Raw genomic sequence first — 15,515 nt, 5'->3', positions numbered from 1 at the left:
ATCCCCTTATGGACAACAAGGCTTCTCACGAAGCAAGGACTTATTATCATATCCCAACCATGAACAATCTCAAAACTAAAAAACCAAATTCCCCAAACAACACTCCCTCGCCGTGGAGCACCCTGTGGACGTACAGCCTCATGAGCGCGATCGCACTTTTAATGCTATTTCCCTTGCTGTGGCTGCTCAGTACCTCCCTCAAATCCCCCAACGAAAACATCTTTCAATTTCCCCCGCAACTGTGGCCACAACAGCCAACCCTCGAAAACTTCATCAAAGTTTGGCAAACCAACCCCTTCGGCCGCTACCTGTTCAACAGCACCCTAATTGCTGGCCTCACGGTTAGCATCAACGTCCTCTTTTGCGCCCTCGCCGCTTACCCCTTAGCCCGACTCAACTTTCGCGGCCGCGAAGCCATCTTAATCACGATCGTTTCCACAATCATGATTCCCTTCCAAATAGTCATGATTCCCCTATACATATTGACTGTACAACTCGGACTAAAAAATAGTTATTTAGGCGTAATCTTTCCCGGACTAGCCTCAGCCTTCGGCATATTTTTATTACGACAAGCATTTCTAGCAGTTCCCAAAGAACTAGAAGAAGCCGCCCGCATCGACGGCTGCAGCGAATTAGGCATTTGGTGGCACGTCATGATTCCGGCAATTAAGCCAGCTTTAGTCACCCTAGGAATTTTCGTATTTATCGGTTCTTGGAGCGACTTTCTGTGGCCACTGCTAGTTTTAGACAGGCCGGAATATTACACTTTACCTTTAGGTGTAGCCAATTTAGCCGGGACATTTTCCTTAGATTGGCGTTTAGTTGCGGCGGGTTCGATTATTTCTATTGTTCCAGTTTTAGGACTATTTTTGCTTTTGCAAAAATACATTGTGCCAACAGAAACTGCTGCTGGAGTCAAGGGATAGAATCAAGATAAACAATCGGCATTTATCCGCGTTCATTTGCGGTTGAAAATTAAAATCTTTTGAACTCACAACTCACAAAAATTACCGCATATTCGGTGGTTCATGAAGTACACGATCGGCTATATTATGTGGTGTTAGTCCGTAGGGTGCGGATCTGCTTCATATTTGATAAAGATTGCAGATTGACGGGTGTATCCGCACCTTACTCGCGTCTCTCTTCTTGTGTGTACCACATATACATGGAATATGCTGTATTTGTGATGTAGGAACAGCCAGCAATCTGCTGGATTGTTTACTACGCTGGGGTTGTAGATACTATCATCGCTTTTGCAAATGCGATCGATGCCGAAGACTGGCAAAAATTGCGATCGCACCTAGCCGGCGAAAGAGATATCGACTCTTCGGAATTTTGAGGAATCAAACAAACTATGGTAATTGTCAGCGACAATCCTGAAGTGCATGGCGATTTGCCCCGCAAACCGCAATAAAATCTCATTCACAACTGAAATGCGAACTGATTTTTCCTAACTAAAAATTTTCGCCTACCTGGGAGTAAAAACTGCACTAGGGTAAGCAATCCGCTTGTGATTGAACTGTTCCCAAACTCGCACAAAAATCTCCGCAATTAGAGACATATCCTCCCGCGTTAAATCCGAATCAATCAACTGATTATCCTGCCAGCGAGCCCTCAAAATCTTATTAACCATATTCAAAGCCTCTTCATGAGTAGCATCCTTGAGCGATCGCAAAGCAGCCTCGCAAGAATCCGCCAGCATCAAAATCCCGGTTTCCCGCGACTGCGGAATCGGCCCATCGTAGCGAAAATCCTCCTCCCTCACTTGGCGACTTGCGATTGTTAACTTTGAATTATCCGCATCTGGCAAAACAAGCTTTAAATCTTCTATTTCTTTGGCAGCAATTTGCTGCGCCTGGTGGTAGAAGTAAGCAATTAACATTTTACCTTGGTGTTCGGGAATAAACGCCTGAATTGCCTTCGGCAATCGATGCTTTCGCGCCATCACCAAACCCTCGGTAACGTGCTTTTTAATAATCTCCGCGCTCGCCCAAGGGTCATTAATTTCATCGTGCTTGTTGGCCCCGCCCATTTGATTTTCACAAAATCCCAGCGGGTCGTGCATTTTTCCAATATCGTGGTATAATGTCCCAGTCCTAACCAGCTCAACATTGCAGCCGAGTTCTCGGGCCGCAGCCTCTGCCAAACTCGCCACAAACAGCGTGTGCTGAAAAGTCCCAGGAGCCTCGGCAGCCAACCTCTTCAACAGCGGGCGGTTGGGATTGGCAAGTTCCGCCAGCCGGATCGGCGTAATCAAGTCAAAAACGTGTTCCAAATAAGGGCTGATGCCGATCGCCACAACGCTCCAAGCCAAACCGGCCAAACTTTGCGCGCCCACCGTACCGAGTACGACGTACCAAATTGCACCGGCAGCCGCGCTGGCAATCAAAGTCCCCACCAGATAAACGCTGCCCTGAGCCAAGCCGACAGCTACGCCCAAAAGAGCCAATTCCTCGCGCGATCGCAGCCGCCCGGCCATAAAAGCGCCCAGCAATCCGCCCGCCCCGCTAGCCACCAAATGAATCAAGTCCACATTTAAGCCAATGGGCAGCAGCGCCGACAGCAGCCCCACCACAGTGACTCCCACCGCCGAACCGTAGAAGCCGCCCGCTAAAATCCCGATCGCGGGCAAACTCGTCCAAGGCAGCCCCAAACTCACCAGCACTGGCGCGCTCAAAGTCAGCAGCAGCAATAGCAAATGATCTCTGCGGCGCAAGCGGTAGTGCCTTTCCACCAGCAGTACGATCGCAATTGCCCCCGCGACTAAACAAACAAAACCCGTCAGCCCCAGCCAATTCACCCCCCGCCGGCTCAAACCAAAATAGTCCAGCAACACGAAATCTTGCTGCGATATCTCTTGTCCTTGTGCAACAATTATCTCGCCCCGATCTACTGCGATCATCACCGGTTTCACCTTTTGCGCCGCTAATTCAGCTAGCTGTTTGGTTTCCTCCCGATCTCTCACCAGATTTGGCTGCAAAATCGCTGTTAAACCCTCCACCGCCAAACCTTGGGACTCTAACGGCACTTCATCAGCCACTTGCAGGTTCACGGCTTCTTGTAAAATCTCTTTGGGCAACCCCTGCGGGATACCTTGAGCCACCATTCTTTTTGCCGCCCGACTCATACCGGTTTGGGTTTTCTGCCAAGCTGCTTCGGACAAATCAAACAGCGAAGTATCGTAAATCTGGGGCAGCCCCAAAACCGACGGTTTTCCCAGCGCCTCCACAGCATTGAGATAGCGCTCGCGAGCAGAGGAAATACTGTCTGTCAGGCTTTGAAATTCTGCTGCCCGGACCGATCGGCTGTAAGCTTGCAGTTGAGCGATAGCATCTTGCTGAGACTTGTTATCTGTTGCCGCAGCAATTGCCGGGGAATCCAAACTCAATCGCTCGGAAGTTGCACTTTTGTCACCCGCTTGCGCCAAAATCCAGCGCCACTCCCACTCAGGACAGCTCCGCAAGTAAACCTGAACAGCAAGTGAGAGGGCCGAGGTACTCGCAAACGGAAACGGGCCTACCGCCTCCCGTAGATCGCTCCCATGCTGCAAAAATTGTTGCAATTCTTGATAAATTTGTCGATCGACCGCCGAATCCAGCATTAATATAGCTACAGCCCCTATCCGCGCTGCTTTCCGCTGTTCTTCAGTAGTTTTGTAATCCGGGACGCTAGCAGTAGCAGGAGCCTTAATCGTCTGAGGAGCTTTCGTCCCCACATCCAGTTTCGGCTGGTTGTAGAAGCGGTGGCCCAGAGTGCTGCTTAGGGAAACTACCGCTATCAGCGCCAACATAGGGGAACGAGCTTGATTTTTGAGGCTTGATTTGGAGGTTTTACTTGTAAATTTAGTAGTAAAAGTCTCGGGAAGAAGCCATTTCTGGCGCGACAAACGGCTCAGGAGAGGCCCGCCAGCGCGTGAGGTATCTGCTTTGCTGCCATTTTGCACTTTAGCAATGTGTTGGCGCAGTGAGCGCGCAGCCCCTAGCTGCTCAATCTGTCGCATCAATGAGGAGAGCGTATTCATTTGTGTCGAAGATATATCACTGTTATCCAGCAGCTTTGTCAGAATTTCTGACTATGCATCTTGATTGATTTTATCCGAACTACCCATATTCTCGTTGAAACCCGGTTTTGTGGGGCAGGCGCGTCCGATTTAATTTTTCACTTTTTAATCTTTAATTGGCGCTCTCCTTCCACTTTGGCTTTTGACTTGTTAGTTGCTGGTTTCCCCTTACTGTTAAAAGCTTTAACCTTTATATTTTACGAGGTCTAATGACATAAGGTGCAGCCACCGATCGGGCTAGCACAGCAGAATCGACTCCGGCATCGGGCCTGTAAACGCCTGCCCAAACAGCAAACAGGTTATTTGCTAACTCTACAATTTTTACATCGCTGCCAGTTCCCCAGAGCAAAGGTTCTCGGCCCTCGGCTAGCTGCTGCGAATTAACCTGAGCCGAAGATACCTGTCGCCATTCTACAGGAATCGCAGCAACGCCGTTATACGCTCCAGACAAAGCTCCCGTCAAAGCGCAGGTTATTTGTCCGGCTATACCACAGCGGGCAGCACGCACCACTGACAAGCGCAAGTCTTCTGGGGTGTTCAAAAAGCAGTAGAAAGCTAAGGCAATGGGAATGAAATTTCCTGGGTTGACAATTGACTCGGTTTGTAATTTTTTTTCACCTTCGCCCTGTCTTTCTCGCAAAGCTGTGGCGCTTTTGCACAGATAAGTGGCGGCTGTTTCTAAATCGGCTCCCTTTTCTAGTAGTATTTGCACTTGCAGCAGCAGCTCTGTTAAGGCATTCTCTGTTTTCAGGTAGGCAAGTGTTTGCTCGATCGCCGTCGCGGGGTCAAGTCTTTCTTTGAGAGAGCGGGCGATCGTATATGCTACTGCTAAAATTGCTGTTTCCCATTCTGGCGGGTTTTCGTTGTGCCAAACCTCTATCGCCAGCATGATTTTTTCTCGCAATTTGGCTTTATTTTCGTGAAAAAACATCGCCGATGGCAGCGCAGCAAGGGCAGCTTCACCAGGGTTAAGTAAGGTTGGAAACTCACTGTTGCGGGGATGGTAGATTTCCGACTTGGCAAATGCTTCCCAAGTATCGCGCCAATCTTTTAAATTTAAACCCCTACACCGAATTAAACTTTGAGCACACGCTACCGCAAGTGTCCCGGATGCGGATGAGTCTTTGCCACTTGGGATTTTACTGTTGACAGAATTCAACGCCAATGTTGCGCCACTTACGGTCAATTGTTGGTGTTTCGTCAGTTGTAAAATCGGCTGCAAGTCTTCTGTTTGGGGGGGAATACCGACGAGTTGCCTCTGGTATTGCAGGCCTAGAGAGTCTCCTAAAACTGCCCCCAGGATGGTTCCTTGAAACTTGCTCAACAGGGAATGCCGCATTTGAATTTAACTCAAGTTGTTATTGACATACTCCCCGGCTTAAAAGCGCGGGGATTCTTAACACTTCATTGACCGATACTACCGAAGTAGTTTTACGAGCGTCTCCATGTTCATTTAGAGTCGTGGCAATGCCCTATCCCGACTTTATTTATATTTTTGGCGGCGTTCTCATCTCTGTCTTGGTTAGTACCGCAATTGAGGCAGAGTATATAACGCACAGAGAGGTCTATTTTCCCCCACTTAAACCCGCAATCTGAGCAAACTTGGCTGGTAGGTTCCCAGCGACTAATTACTTTGAACTCTCTGCCATACTTCCCACATTTTCCATCGCACAAAGCCCTAAACTCACCCCAACCTTGCTGACTAATTGCCCTTGATAGCTTCCTATTTTTTACCATTCCTGCTACATTCAAATCTTCTAAAATGACAAGTTGATTATCCTTAGCCAAGTTAGTTGATAGTTTGTGCAAAAAATCTTTTCTAGTGTCAGCAATTCGGTTGTGCAGTCTAGCTATTTGCAGTCGGGTTTTATTCCGCCGTTTAGAGTCGAGTTTTTGACGGGAAAGTTTACGCTGTAATCTGCGAATTTTGCGATCTAACACTTTGTAGTCAGGGCTTACAGCTTTAGTCCCGTCACTCATTACAGCGAAGGTTTTAATGCCCAAATCAATGCCGACGCTGTGGTTCTTAGCTTCGACTTCTTCGGGGTCATCCTCTACTACAAAGCTGATGAAATACCGATCTGCACAATCCTTGATTATAGTTAAAGAGCTTGGATGGTCTGGCAATTCCCTAGACCAAATCAGCTTAACTCTGCCAATCTTTGCAAGGTAAACATAATCATCCCTCAACGAAAAACCGTTTTTGGTTAGTTTGGCGGATTGGCTGTTTGTCTTTTTTTTGAACTTTGGATAGCCGACTTTTTTTCCGTTACGTTTTCCTTTACAAGAATCCAAGAAATTCTTAAAAGCTGTTTCCAAATCAGAGACAGATTGTTGGAGGCAAATCGCCGACACTTCTCCCAACCATGCTCTCTCCTCAGTCTTTTTTGCCTGAGTTATTACAATTTTTTGCAGGTCTGCACAGCTAGGTTTTTTGGCAGAGTTTTTGCAAATTCTTAGGGCATCATTCCAGACTACTCTAGTACAACCAAACAATTTAGCTAAGCTAATTTTTTGTTCCGTACTAGGAGATAATCTGTATCGATACCGCGCTTTCATGCCTCTCTCTCCTGTGTTATTCTTATTATACTATACCACAACATCTGAGAAAATTAGGACAATTAAGAAATTAAAACCGTCCTATAAGGACGGGGCTTTAAACCCCGTTCTTTGGTAATTGGTAATTGGTAATTGGTAATTTAGAGTTCTTCCTGGTTTGCTTCTTTGCCTAACTCTTGTGATTAATTTGAATTCAACCCAAACATATAAGGGCTGGTTTTCCATCTAAAACCTGCCCTCATCCGATCGCTACCATCGGTAATTTTTTAATTTTTAATCAGGTAACTAACTAGAGCTTGCAGCCCCAGCCGATAACTTTCTGGGCCAAAACCGCTGATTTGTCCGATCGCCACCGCTGCGATAAAGGAGTGGTGCCGAAAAGCTTCCCGCCGGTAAATATTGCTCAGATGAACTTCTACCGCCGGGATATTCACCGCGGCGATCGCGTCTCTAATTGCCACACTCGTATGAGTATAAGCTCCAGCATTAATCAATAAGCCTTGGTGCTGCCCTAACATCGAGTGAATTGCATCCACCAATACCCCTTCATGATTCGACTGCTGAATTGAGACTTGCACCTGGAGGGCTTGCGCTTCTCGTTCTAGCAACTTGTTGATATCATTTAAAGTCGCAGAACCATAAACTCCAGGTTCTCGCTGACCCAATAGATTCAGATTAGGGCCGTGAAGTACCAGGATATTTAACAATTTTAAAATTTCCCGCGCAACAAAATTTAAGAGAGTTTTGACATGGTATTTAAAACCAGTCAACCACCTCAAAGGTCAAACCTTAAACATCAAACTTCTAATTCAGTCCCGACTACCTGCGATTCCTCGGTTGGTTGACAGGAATACGAATCGGTTCTAGTTCCGGTTGAGCTTCAGGATTCAGCAATCCTTCTATCAGCTTGCGAACCCATTCTTTAATTTGTTCCAGCACCTTTTCAATGTCTTCCATTGAACGGATAGCTCCTTTTTTTATAGTCTAGATTGCTAAACCGACGGCTAAATATCTGAAAATAAGCAAGCACGACTTTGAAACCAAAGGTCAAACTTGCTTTCTCGCTTGCTGGTTATTTTCAGCAATGGAGAGATTCAGTATCTTGGCCAATCAGTCCTATCTTATTATCATAACGAATCTTTACAGATAATCAAGAGGCAAAAGGAAAATTGCCGAATTATATCGGAGTAGAGAGTGTTAAATAAAGCTTAAGCTTACGGTTGACTGTTGACAATTGACCAATCGTAGGATTTTTTCTACACTTTTGCCAACAATAATGTACGCCGGAGTCGATCGAGCGCCGTACAGCTACTCAAATTCCGAATCCACTCGCGGCCTCTGGCATCGCCAAAACGGTATTCAAAACTTTCTGCGGATCCGTCGGGCCCCGCTAAACCGACATAAACCAGTCCGACAGGTTTACCGTCGGTGCCGCCTCCTGGCCCGGCGATGCCTGTAATGCTCAACCCCCAATTGGTATTGAGGCTGGCGCGAACTCCCGCAGCCATTTGTTTTGCCACTTGGTGGCTGACTGCCCCCAATTCGGCTAAATCTTGGGGATTAACACCTAATAATCCTTCCTTAATCCGATTGTCGTAAGAAATAATCCCGCCTAAAAAGTAGCTCGAACTGCCGGGAACACCTGTCAGCATCGCCCCCAATCCTCCTCCCGTGCAGGATTCAGCCACGCTGAGAGTTTGCCCCGCATCCAGCAACAATTGGCCCACAGTCGAAGCGAGGGTATCGCTATCAGCACCGTAACAGTCTAAGCCGGCAATTTGCCGCAATTGTTGTTCGATCGGCTCAATCAAGTTTTTCGCAGCAACTTTCTCGTTTGCGCGGGCCGAAATCCGCAGTTTGACTTCGCCGTGATTGGCGTAGGGAGCCACAGTAGGATTAGTTAAATTCAAAAAACTATCTACTTTTTCCGCCAATGCTGACTCAGAAATCCCCCAAAATTTCAATGTGCGGCTGTAAATAGTGGCGCTGCACCAGCCGTTATTTTGCAGGTAAGGAACGGCGGTTTCTTGCCACATCAAGTGCATTTCCGCCGGTACGCCGGGAAATGTCATTACTGTCACGTCAGAAACCGGTTGCCAAATAATGCCCGGTGCAGAACCGCTGCGGTTCGGCAGAATATCCGCAGTTTCTGGAATTAAAGCTTGCTTGCGATTGCTGGGACTCATGGTGCGTCCCCGCTGGGCATATTTGTATTCGATATCGGCGATAATTTCCGGCTTTTCTATTAAGGGAACCCCAAAAAAATCGGCGATGGTTTCCACTGTCAGGTCGTCTGGTGTGGGGCCCAGACCGCCGGTGAAGAGCAAAAGCTGCGATCGACTGACGGCGATTTCTAACACTTGTTTGATACGTTCTGGATTGTCCCCCACCACTGTTTGATAGTAGTGAGGTATTCCCAGACTCGCTAATTCTTTGGCTAAAAACTGGGCATTGCTATTAAGAATATCGCCTAACAGCAATTCAGTGCCAACACAAATAATTTCAGCAACCATTATTCGATTTTAGATTTTAGATTTTGGATTTTGGATTGGGGAATTGGGCATTGGGCATTGGGCATGGGGCATTGGATTGGGGAATTGGGCATGGGGAATTGGGCATGGGGCATGGGGCATGGGGCATTGGGCATTGGCCCGCGCAGGGCATTGGGAATTAGGCATTTGGCATTAGAAATTATTTTTCTTCCTTCTTCCTTCTTCCTTCTTCCTTCTTCCTTCACCTAGCGTGTCTCCAAACTTTCCAGCTAGCATATCCCAGCAAACTTGTTGCACCCATAGCGTAAATTACGCCGCTCGGAAGCGAAAAAGCTAGGGCTAAACTTCCCACCCACAGTGTCAGTGAGTAAATAAATAAAACCGCAAATCGATGGGAGAGTCCGGCTTCTAGAAGTCGGTGGTGGAGATGGCGCTTGTCAGCAATAAACGGTGACTTGCCGTTGCGAAGTCGATCGAGAATCACCGCCGACATATCTAAAATCGGTACAGCTAAAATTAAATAGGGCAGCAACACAGAAGTAACAGCCGTAGTTTTAACCAACCCAATTACTCCCACTCCAGCGAGAGTAAACCCGATAAAATAAGCCCCGCCATCTCCCATAAAGATTTGAGCCGGATTGAAGTTGTAGCGCAGAAACCCCAATGTCCCGCCAGCTAAAGCCGCTGCAATCAGGGCCGCCGCTGGTTGCTGCATCGCCAAACTGACAATCAGCATCACAACGGCTGCAATCCCTGAAACTCCGGCTGCTAAACCGTCCAAACCGTCAATCCAGTTGATGGCATTCGCCATGCCGACGAGCCAAATCACGGTAATTGGCAAGCTCAGCCAGCCAATATTAGTCAGTCCCAAGGAGGGAACTGTCAGAAACTCAATCTGTACGCCCGCGTACCAAACGATGCTGGATACGCCAATTTGCATGAGCAAGCGTTTTAAGGCCGAGAGCGAAAATAGGTCGTCTGCTAAACCGATGAGGAAGAATCCGATGCCGCCGAGGGTGACTCCCCAAATTTCGTATTCGTCTTTGGGATTGAGAACTTGTCCGTTAGCATCGAGGAAGCCTCCTGAGATCCAGACAAATAAGAGGGCAGTGATAGTGCCGAGAAAGATGGACACTCCTCCCAAGCGCACCATTGGGCGCTTGTGGACTTTTCGCTCGCCTGGCCGATCGACTCGCCCGCTTTTGAGACCAATTTTTTTGACTATTGGTGTACTCCAGAGGACGACGATCGCAGAAACCAGGAAAGCGAGTATGTGGTACAGATACTGGTACGGCATCTGAAATCAATTTTAAATAGTGCGGGGCAATTAGTCTGTCAGGCAGAGTCTACTACATTTCAGATGGCTTATAACAAGGAAACATCTTGAAGAGCGACTGGGGGTTTGGGAGTCGGAGATTTGCCGCAATGGCAGTTGCAGGAGGACGAATTGTCAGGTTTTTCATTTCTAACTCTCGAATTAACGATTTGAAATATCGACTTTTTCGCGAGCAAAAAAGTCGATATTTGGCGAGCGGGCCCAGTTGAACGGTATCTTTCGCAACCGACAAATACCGTTAGTCAAACCAGCCCCGCCCGACAAATATCTTTACTAAAAACCGTATTGGCGATCGATATTTTTGGTGAAAACCGCTTGTCAATATCGCTACCGGCAACTCTCAATCTTTTCCTGCTCTTTATATCCGCCCCAAAGCGGTTACAAGCCCCCGATACAATCGATGGTCGATCCCAAAATTTAAGATGCTAGTTCAATCCCCCAGATTCAATGCGAGAAGAAATCTAAAATCTAAAATCTAAAATCTAAAATCGACTAACCCTTTTACCCGTACACTTCCAACTACCAATTTCCCGTTGCAGATCAGGAAAATTAAGCTAATGCCGGCACTTTCAAGTACAAGTGGGGATATAAGGGGAAGCGATCGCACAGTGCTGCTACTCGACGCAAGCAGTCGGCTGCAACGCTTTCATCATCGGGATTTAGCAGGCGATCGGCAATAATATTGCCAATCTCGGTAAATTCTGCTGTTCCCATTCCCCTGGTGGTCATCGCCGGCGAACCGAGTCTCAAACCGCTGGTGACAAAGGGAGATGCCGGATCGAAAGGCACGGTATTTTTATTAGCAGTAATATTCACACCGCTGACTAATTGGTCCGCTACCTTGCCTGTCATGTTTACCGATCGCAAATCAACTAGCATTAAGTGATTGTCCGTGCCGCCGGAAACGAGTTTTAAACCCCGCTGCTGCAACTGTGTCGCTAAAGCGCGCGCATTTTCAATTACTTGACCGGAATAAGTTTTAAATTCAGGCTTTAATGCTTCGCCGAAAGCTACTGCTTTGCCCGCAATGACGTGTTCTAATGGCCCACCTTGAGTGCCGGGGAAAACTGCTTTGTCAAACTTTTTACCTAATTCCGGGTCATTGGTCATAATCAAGCCACCACGGGGGCCGCGCAGGGTTTTGTGAGTAGTGGTGGTGACTGCGTGACAGTGGGGGAGGGGGTTGGGGTGGTGTCCTGTGGCGACTAACCCGGCGATGTGAGCGATGTCGGCGAGCAGGTAGGCTCCGATTTCGTCGGCGATCGCTCTAAACTTCTCAAAGTCGATAATTCGCGAATATGCTGAATAGCCGCAAATTAGCAATTTCGGTCGGTTTTCTTTGGCCAGTGCCAAAATTTCGTCGTAGTCGAGCTGTTCTGTTTCTTGGCTGACGCCGTAGTGATAAGCTTTGAACCATTTGCCGGATACGTTGACCGGCGAACCGTGGGTCAAGTGTCCGCCGTGGGACAAATCCATGCCCATTATTCCGTCTCCGGGTTCCAGCAAGCTCAAAAATACTGCAAAGTTGGCTTGAGCGCCGGAGTGGGGCTGGACGTTGGCGTGAGCGGCTCCAAATAGCTGTTTGGCGCGATCGATCGCGATTTGCTCGATGCCGTCAATAAATTCGCAGCCGCCGTAATACCGTTTTGCTGGCAGTCCTTCGGCGTATTTATTGGTCAGCACTGAGCCTTGAGCGGCCATTACTGCTGCGGAGGTAAAGTTTTCGCTGGCGATGAGTTCTAGGTGGTCTCGCTGCCGCTGGAGCTCTTGCCCGATTAAATCGGCAATGAGCGGATCGGTTTTGGAAAGGAATTCTAAGTTAGTGTCCGTCACAATAATCAACCTCTTGACAATTTTGGGATTGGGAATTGGGGATCTTATACCGTACTACGGATTTCGCACCATTGACATAAATATTACGTTGTGTTCAGGTTAAGCGGTTTGTCCCCAACTCCTGACATACAATGAAATTACTGGTGTGAAACCTGCCGGAGGTATCAAATGTTAGTCATTTTAATGGAAAATCAGATGCTTGCCCCTCAGTGTGTTTGCCAAAGTTGTTTGCTGGCCGATCGCACTGGCCAACCGCGCTGGAGTGGTGGAGAGCTTCGCTGTGGACATCCAGTTGCTAAACCTACGGAAAATTTGCCCGATCGGTACGAGTGTCAAATGGGCTTCACGATCGCTAATATTAAATAAAAAAGCCTGCATCTGGTAGTTGGGGCTGCTCCCTGCTGAGTGAAAAGCAAGTTCCGGCAGAGTCGAAACACAAACCCTGCTGCTGCGTTATCCTGAGTTTAATGGAATTAATAGTTCACCGATCGACTCAGGAGAGTTCATTATGACTTGGCGCGGGTCTACAACTGTTACAGACCGGATTTTTGCTTCTTTGCCTTATTTGCTCCCGTTGGTTGACGGGCTGGCCTTTGGCAGGTTTCTGTTTACACAGTTTCCTGTGCTGCAACTGTTGTTGATACCGCTAGCTCCTTTGATGCAAATTTATAGTTTGCCCTTTGCTAGCTTGGTTATTTTCTTTGCTCTGTATTTAGGAGTAGTTAGAAACGAAAACATCAGTCACTTCATTCGTTTTAATGCGATGCAGGCGATTCTTTTAGACATTGTTTTGATGCTGTGCGGTCTGGTTTTGCCGATTTTTTCTAACGGCTTACAAGTCGCATTTATTGCGGAAACTCTTTATAACATGGTGTTTTTGGGCGCTTTTGCTGCATTTGTCTATGCAGTCGTGCAGTCGCTTTTGGGACGCTATGCAGAGATTCCTCCGCTTTCGGATGCTGTTTATATGCAGGTACGATAAATCAGTCATTGGTCATTGGTCATTGGTCATTAGTAGGGAGAGGGCGCGTGCGTGAAATGGTTAACTCTTTCCAGGGCGCAAATCATCGCTAAACACGGCCCTAGAAGCTCCTAAAAGACATTGTTGTTTTTGCACTTACCTAATTAATAACTAATGATATCATGTCCGATCGATTGACGATAATATCCCGGCCGGGCGGGTTTTTGAGATTGTCAATTATTGGCAGATATTGTGGGTGAACCCGCCCCTACCTGATTTGGGGCGAAGCGAAGCGGAGGGAAGCGACCGGACATGATATGACTGATGACTGATGACTAATGACTAACAACTACTGTATTTTCAAGACTGCCGATGCCTTCAATTTCGATGCGGACTCGATCGCCTATTTGTAGCGGCCCTACTCCTTGCGGCGTTCCCGTCAGTATCACATCGCCGGGAATTAGGGTCATTATTTGACTGATGTAGGAGACGAGAAAGTCTGGGGAAAATACCATGCGATCGATCTGGGATGACTGTACCGGTCGCTCGCTGTCATTGACAAAAGTCTGCAATTGTGCAGCAGGACTCAGTTCGCGGACAATCCAAGGCCCCAAGGGACAAAATGTATCGAACCCTTTGGCCCTCGCCCACTGGTTGTCCCGCTTTTGCAAATCTCTGGCTGTTACGTCATTGGCGATGGTATAGCCCCAAATTTTGCTGTGTGCTTGTTCGGGAGTGCAGTTGGTACAATGTTCGCCAATTACCAGGGCCAATTCTCCCTCGTAGTCTACCCTTTCCGACTGCTGCGGATAGCGAATCGCTCCACCTGCGGGGATGACAGCACTTGGAGGCTTGAAAAACAGCAGGGGTTCTTCCGGTACAGGGGTTCCCATCTCGGCGGCGTGATCGACATAATTTTTGCCGACGGCTACAATTTTTGAGGGAGAGCACGGGGCGAGAATTTGGTAAGTATCGGGTGAAAGTTCCAAATCGGTTGGTTGTCCTTTTAACCAGGGCGGTGCATCAAATACTTGAACGCTGTGACTGAGTTGCAGTAAACCGTAATGGATGTGTCCTTGTGTTGTTTTAACTCGAACGTAGCGCTGGGCCATACTATTTTAGATTTTAGATTTTAGATTTTAGATTCTAGATTCTAGATTAAGAGGATATAGGCATAATTGCGGAAAATTAATTTGTTTAGGCCCGTTTAAGATTTTTGGTCTACGATTGTCAAATCGCTTTCCGTGCAAATTCCGTACAGCGGTTTGTCCCAGGAGTCAACTGGTAGCTGGGGGATCGAGGCAAATTCAAAGATAATGCCGATCGTAATTTTTGATTCCCACTCAGCTAAACTGAGCATTCTGTCGTAATAGCCGCCGCCGTAGCCCAAGCGATAGCCGCGAACATCGCAGCCTACTGCAGGTACGAGCATTAAATCTACTTCTGAGTGGTCTATTTTAGGAGCATCCGGCAGGGGTTCGAGTATGCCATAAGCTCCAGTATGTAAAGCATCTCCGGGCTGCCAGATGTGCCAGGATAGCTCTTTGCCGACACAGCGGGGAAATCCCCATTTTTTAGGGGTGGGAATGGCATTTGTGGGACAGGCATCTTGCCTGTCTCCAGAATTGAGCAGGCAAGATGCCTCCTCCACAGAAGATGTAAATAGGGGACTTAAATCTGCTTCTTGGCGACAACTGAAGTAGGCGAGGATTGTTTTTGCTTGGGTGAATAGGGGCGAGTTTTGCAGGTGATTGCAGAGGCTCGTGCTCTTTTGTCTCCATTCTTGTGCTGATAGAGATTTGCGAGTGTTGAGGAGCGATTTTCTTAATTCGGTTTTAGTTAATGCAGATTGAGGAGTATTCATATTTGCGATCGAATCTCTCGTTTGACTTCCAGTCCGACAGGGGTTGAAAACCCCTGTCTCACAGCGAAAGTCCTCTAAAAGAGGACTACCATTAATTGCATTTTCATTACACTCTGTAGTCGGTTTTAACCGACTTTAGCTTTGAGGCAGGGGTCTCAACCCCTGCCGGACTGCCGGACTGTCAAAAAGTATCAACATTCGGTTTTAGTTAATGAAGGTTCAGCAGTATTCATATTTGCGATCGAATCTCTCGTTTGACTTCGAGTCCGACAGGGGTTGAAAACCCCTGTCTCATAGCGAAAGTCCTCTAAAAGAGGACTACAATTAATTGCGTTTTCATTACACTCTGTAGTCGGTTTTAACCGACTTTAGCTTTGAGGCAGGGGTCTCAACCCCTGCCGGACTGCCGG

Annotated in this window: 13 protein-coding genes; 3 read left to right on the top strand and 10 right to left on the bottom strand. The window is 47.5% G+C overall.

Going from position 1 to position 15,515, the window contains the following annotated elements; all coding sequences use genetic code 11:
* Positions 1-8 precede the first annotated feature (8 nt).
* Positions 9-926, top strand: a complete 918-nt coding sequence (locus QT973_RS08320) for a carbohydrate ABC transporter permease (protein WP_333058656.1) — start codon at positions 9-11, stop codon at positions 924-926.
* 542 nt (positions 927-1,468) lie between these two features.
* On the opposite strand, the gene QT973_RS08315 is transcribed toward QT973_RS08320, so the two are convergent.
* From QT973_RS08315 to glyA, 8 genes are all read right to left on the bottom strand, one after another.
* Positions 1,469-4,021 (bottom strand): HDIG domain-containing metalloprotein, encoded by a 2,553-nt coding sequence (locus QT973_RS08315; protein ID WP_333054684.1) that lies wholly within the window; start codon positions 4,019-4,021, stop codon positions 1,469-1,471.
* 229 nt (positions 4,022-4,250) lie between these two features.
* Positions 4,251-5,399, bottom strand: coding sequence for an ADP-ribosylglycohydrolase family protein (locus tag QT973_RS08310; RefSeq protein WP_333208366.1), 1,149 nt, complete (start codon positions 5,397-5,399; stop codon positions 4,251-4,253).
* Between the two features lie 110 nt (positions 5,400-5,509).
* A complete protein-coding gene (locus QT973_RS08305) occupies positions 5,510-6,619 on the bottom strand; it encodes a transposase (protein WP_333054682.1) in 1,110 nt (369 codons plus the stop codon).
* Between the two features lie 266 nt (positions 6,620-6,885).
* The gene (gene aroQ, locus QT973_RS08300) at positions 6,886-7,326 is read right to left on the bottom strand and encodes a type II 3-dehydroquinate dehydratase (RefSeq protein WP_333208377.1); all 441 of its coding nucleotides are present in this window, start codon (positions 7,324-7,326) and stop codon (positions 6,886-6,888) included.
* A 112-nt stretch (positions 7,327-7,438) separates the two neighbouring features.
* A complete protein-coding gene (locus QT973_RS08295; protein WP_333054680.1) occupies positions 7,439-7,576 on the bottom strand; it encodes a hypothetical protein in 138 nt (45 codons plus the stop codon).
* Positions 7,577-7,875: 299 nt separating this feature from the next.
* Positions 7,876-9,132: a competence/damage-inducible protein A gene (locus QT973_RS08290; RefSeq protein ID WP_333054679.1), complete on the bottom strand. Its 1,257-nt coding sequence runs from the start codon at positions 9,130-9,132 to the stop codon at positions 7,876-7,878.
* Positions 9,133-9,352: 220 nt separating this feature from the next.
* Positions 9,353-10,408 (bottom strand): MraY family glycosyltransferase, encoded by a 1,056-nt coding sequence (locus QT973_RS08285; RefSeq protein ID WP_333054678.1) that lies wholly within the window; start codon positions 10,406-10,408, stop codon positions 9,353-9,355.
* Positions 10,409-10,996: 588 nt separating this feature from the next.
* Entirely contained in the window at positions 10,997-12,280 is a 1,284-nt protein-coding gene (glyA, locus tag QT973_RS08280) for a serine hydroxymethyltransferase (RefSeq protein ID WP_333054677.1), read from the bottom strand.
* 168 nt (positions 12,281-12,448) lie between these two features.
* Between glyA and QT973_RS08275 the strand changes: the two genes are divergently transcribed.
* Both QT973_RS08275 and QT973_RS08270 read left to right on the top strand, forming a co-directional pair.
* Entirely contained in the window at positions 12,449-12,646 is a 198-nt protein-coding gene (locus QT973_RS08275) for a hypothetical protein (protein WP_190739976.1), read from the top strand.
* A gap of 142 nt (positions 12,647-12,788) precedes the next feature.
* Positions 12,789-13,262, top strand: coding sequence for a Tic20 family protein (locus QT973_RS08270; protein ID WP_333054676.1), 474 nt, complete (start codon positions 12,789-12,791; stop codon positions 13,260-13,262).
* Between the two features lie 314 nt (positions 13,263-13,576).
* Here QT973_RS08270 and QT973_RS08265 read toward each other — a convergent pair whose 3' ends face one another.
* Positions 13,577-14,353 carry a fumarylacetoacetate hydrolase family protein gene (locus QT973_RS08265; protein ID WP_333373612.1) on the bottom strand — a complete coding sequence of 259 codons (777 nt, stop codon included), beginning with the start codon at positions 14,351-14,353 and terminating at the stop codon, positions 13,577-13,579.
* Between the two features lie 95 nt (positions 14,354-14,448).
* On the bottom strand, positions 14,449-15,105 hold the full coding sequence (locus tag QT973_RS08260) for a 5-formyltetrahydrofolate cyclo-ligase (RefSeq protein ID WP_333054673.1): 657 nt from the start codon (positions 15,103-15,105) through the stop codon (positions 14,449-14,451).
* Positions 15,106-15,515 lie beyond the last annotated feature (410 nt).

The organism is Microcoleus sp. Z1_A1, assembly GCF_036700305.1.
Lineage (GTDB): Bacteria > Cyanobacteriota > Cyanobacteriia > Cyanobacteriales > Microcoleaceae > Microcoleus.
The sequence above is the reverse complement of the archived record's forward strand: the minus strand, read 5'-3'. Positions and strand labels throughout refer to the sequence as shown.

Excerpts from the sequence above, each read along its gene's own strand:
- QT973_RS08320 (WP_333058656.1), top strand. The coding sequence starts at position 9 with ATGGACAACAAGGCTTCTCACGAAGCAAGGACTTATTATCATATCCCA.
- QT973_RS08315 (WP_333054684.1), bottom strand. The coding sequence starts at position 4,021 with ATGAATACGCTCTCCTCATTGATGCGACAGATTGAGCAGCTAGGGGCT.
- QT973_RS08310 (WP_333208366.1), bottom strand. The coding sequence starts at position 5,399 with ATGCGGCATTCCCTGTTGAGCAAGTTTCAAGGAACCATCCTGGGGGCA.
- QT973_RS08305 (WP_333054682.1), bottom strand. The coding sequence starts at position 6,619 with ATGAAAGCGCGGTATCGATACAGATTATCTCCTAGTACGGAACAAAAA.
- QT973_RS08295 (WP_333054680.1), bottom strand. The coding sequence starts at position 7,576 with ATGGAAGACATTGAAAAGGTGCTGGAACAAATTAAAGAATGGGTTCGC.
- QT973_RS08290 (WP_333054679.1), bottom strand. The coding sequence starts at position 9,132 with ATGGTTGCTGAAATTATTTGTGTTGGCACTGAATTGCTGTTAGGCGAT.
- QT973_RS08285 (WP_333054678.1), bottom strand. The coding sequence starts at position 10,408 with ATGCCGTACCAGTATCTGTACCACATACTCGCTTTCCTGGTTTCTGCG.
- QT973_RS08275 (WP_190739976.1), top strand. The coding sequence starts at position 12,449 with ATGTTAGTCATTTTAATGGAAAATCAGATGCTTGCCCCTCAGTGTGTT.
- QT973_RS08270 (WP_333054676.1), top strand. The coding sequence starts at position 12,789 with ATGACTTGGCGCGGGTCTACAACTGTTACAGACCGGATTTTTGCTTCT.
- QT973_RS08265 (WP_333373612.1), bottom strand. The coding sequence starts at position 14,353 with ATGGCCCAGCGCTACGTTCGAGTTAAAACAACACAAGGACACATCCAT.
- QT973_RS08260 (WP_333054673.1), bottom strand. The coding sequence starts at position 15,105 with ATGAATACTCCTCAATCTGCATTAACTAAAACCGAATTAAGAAAATCG.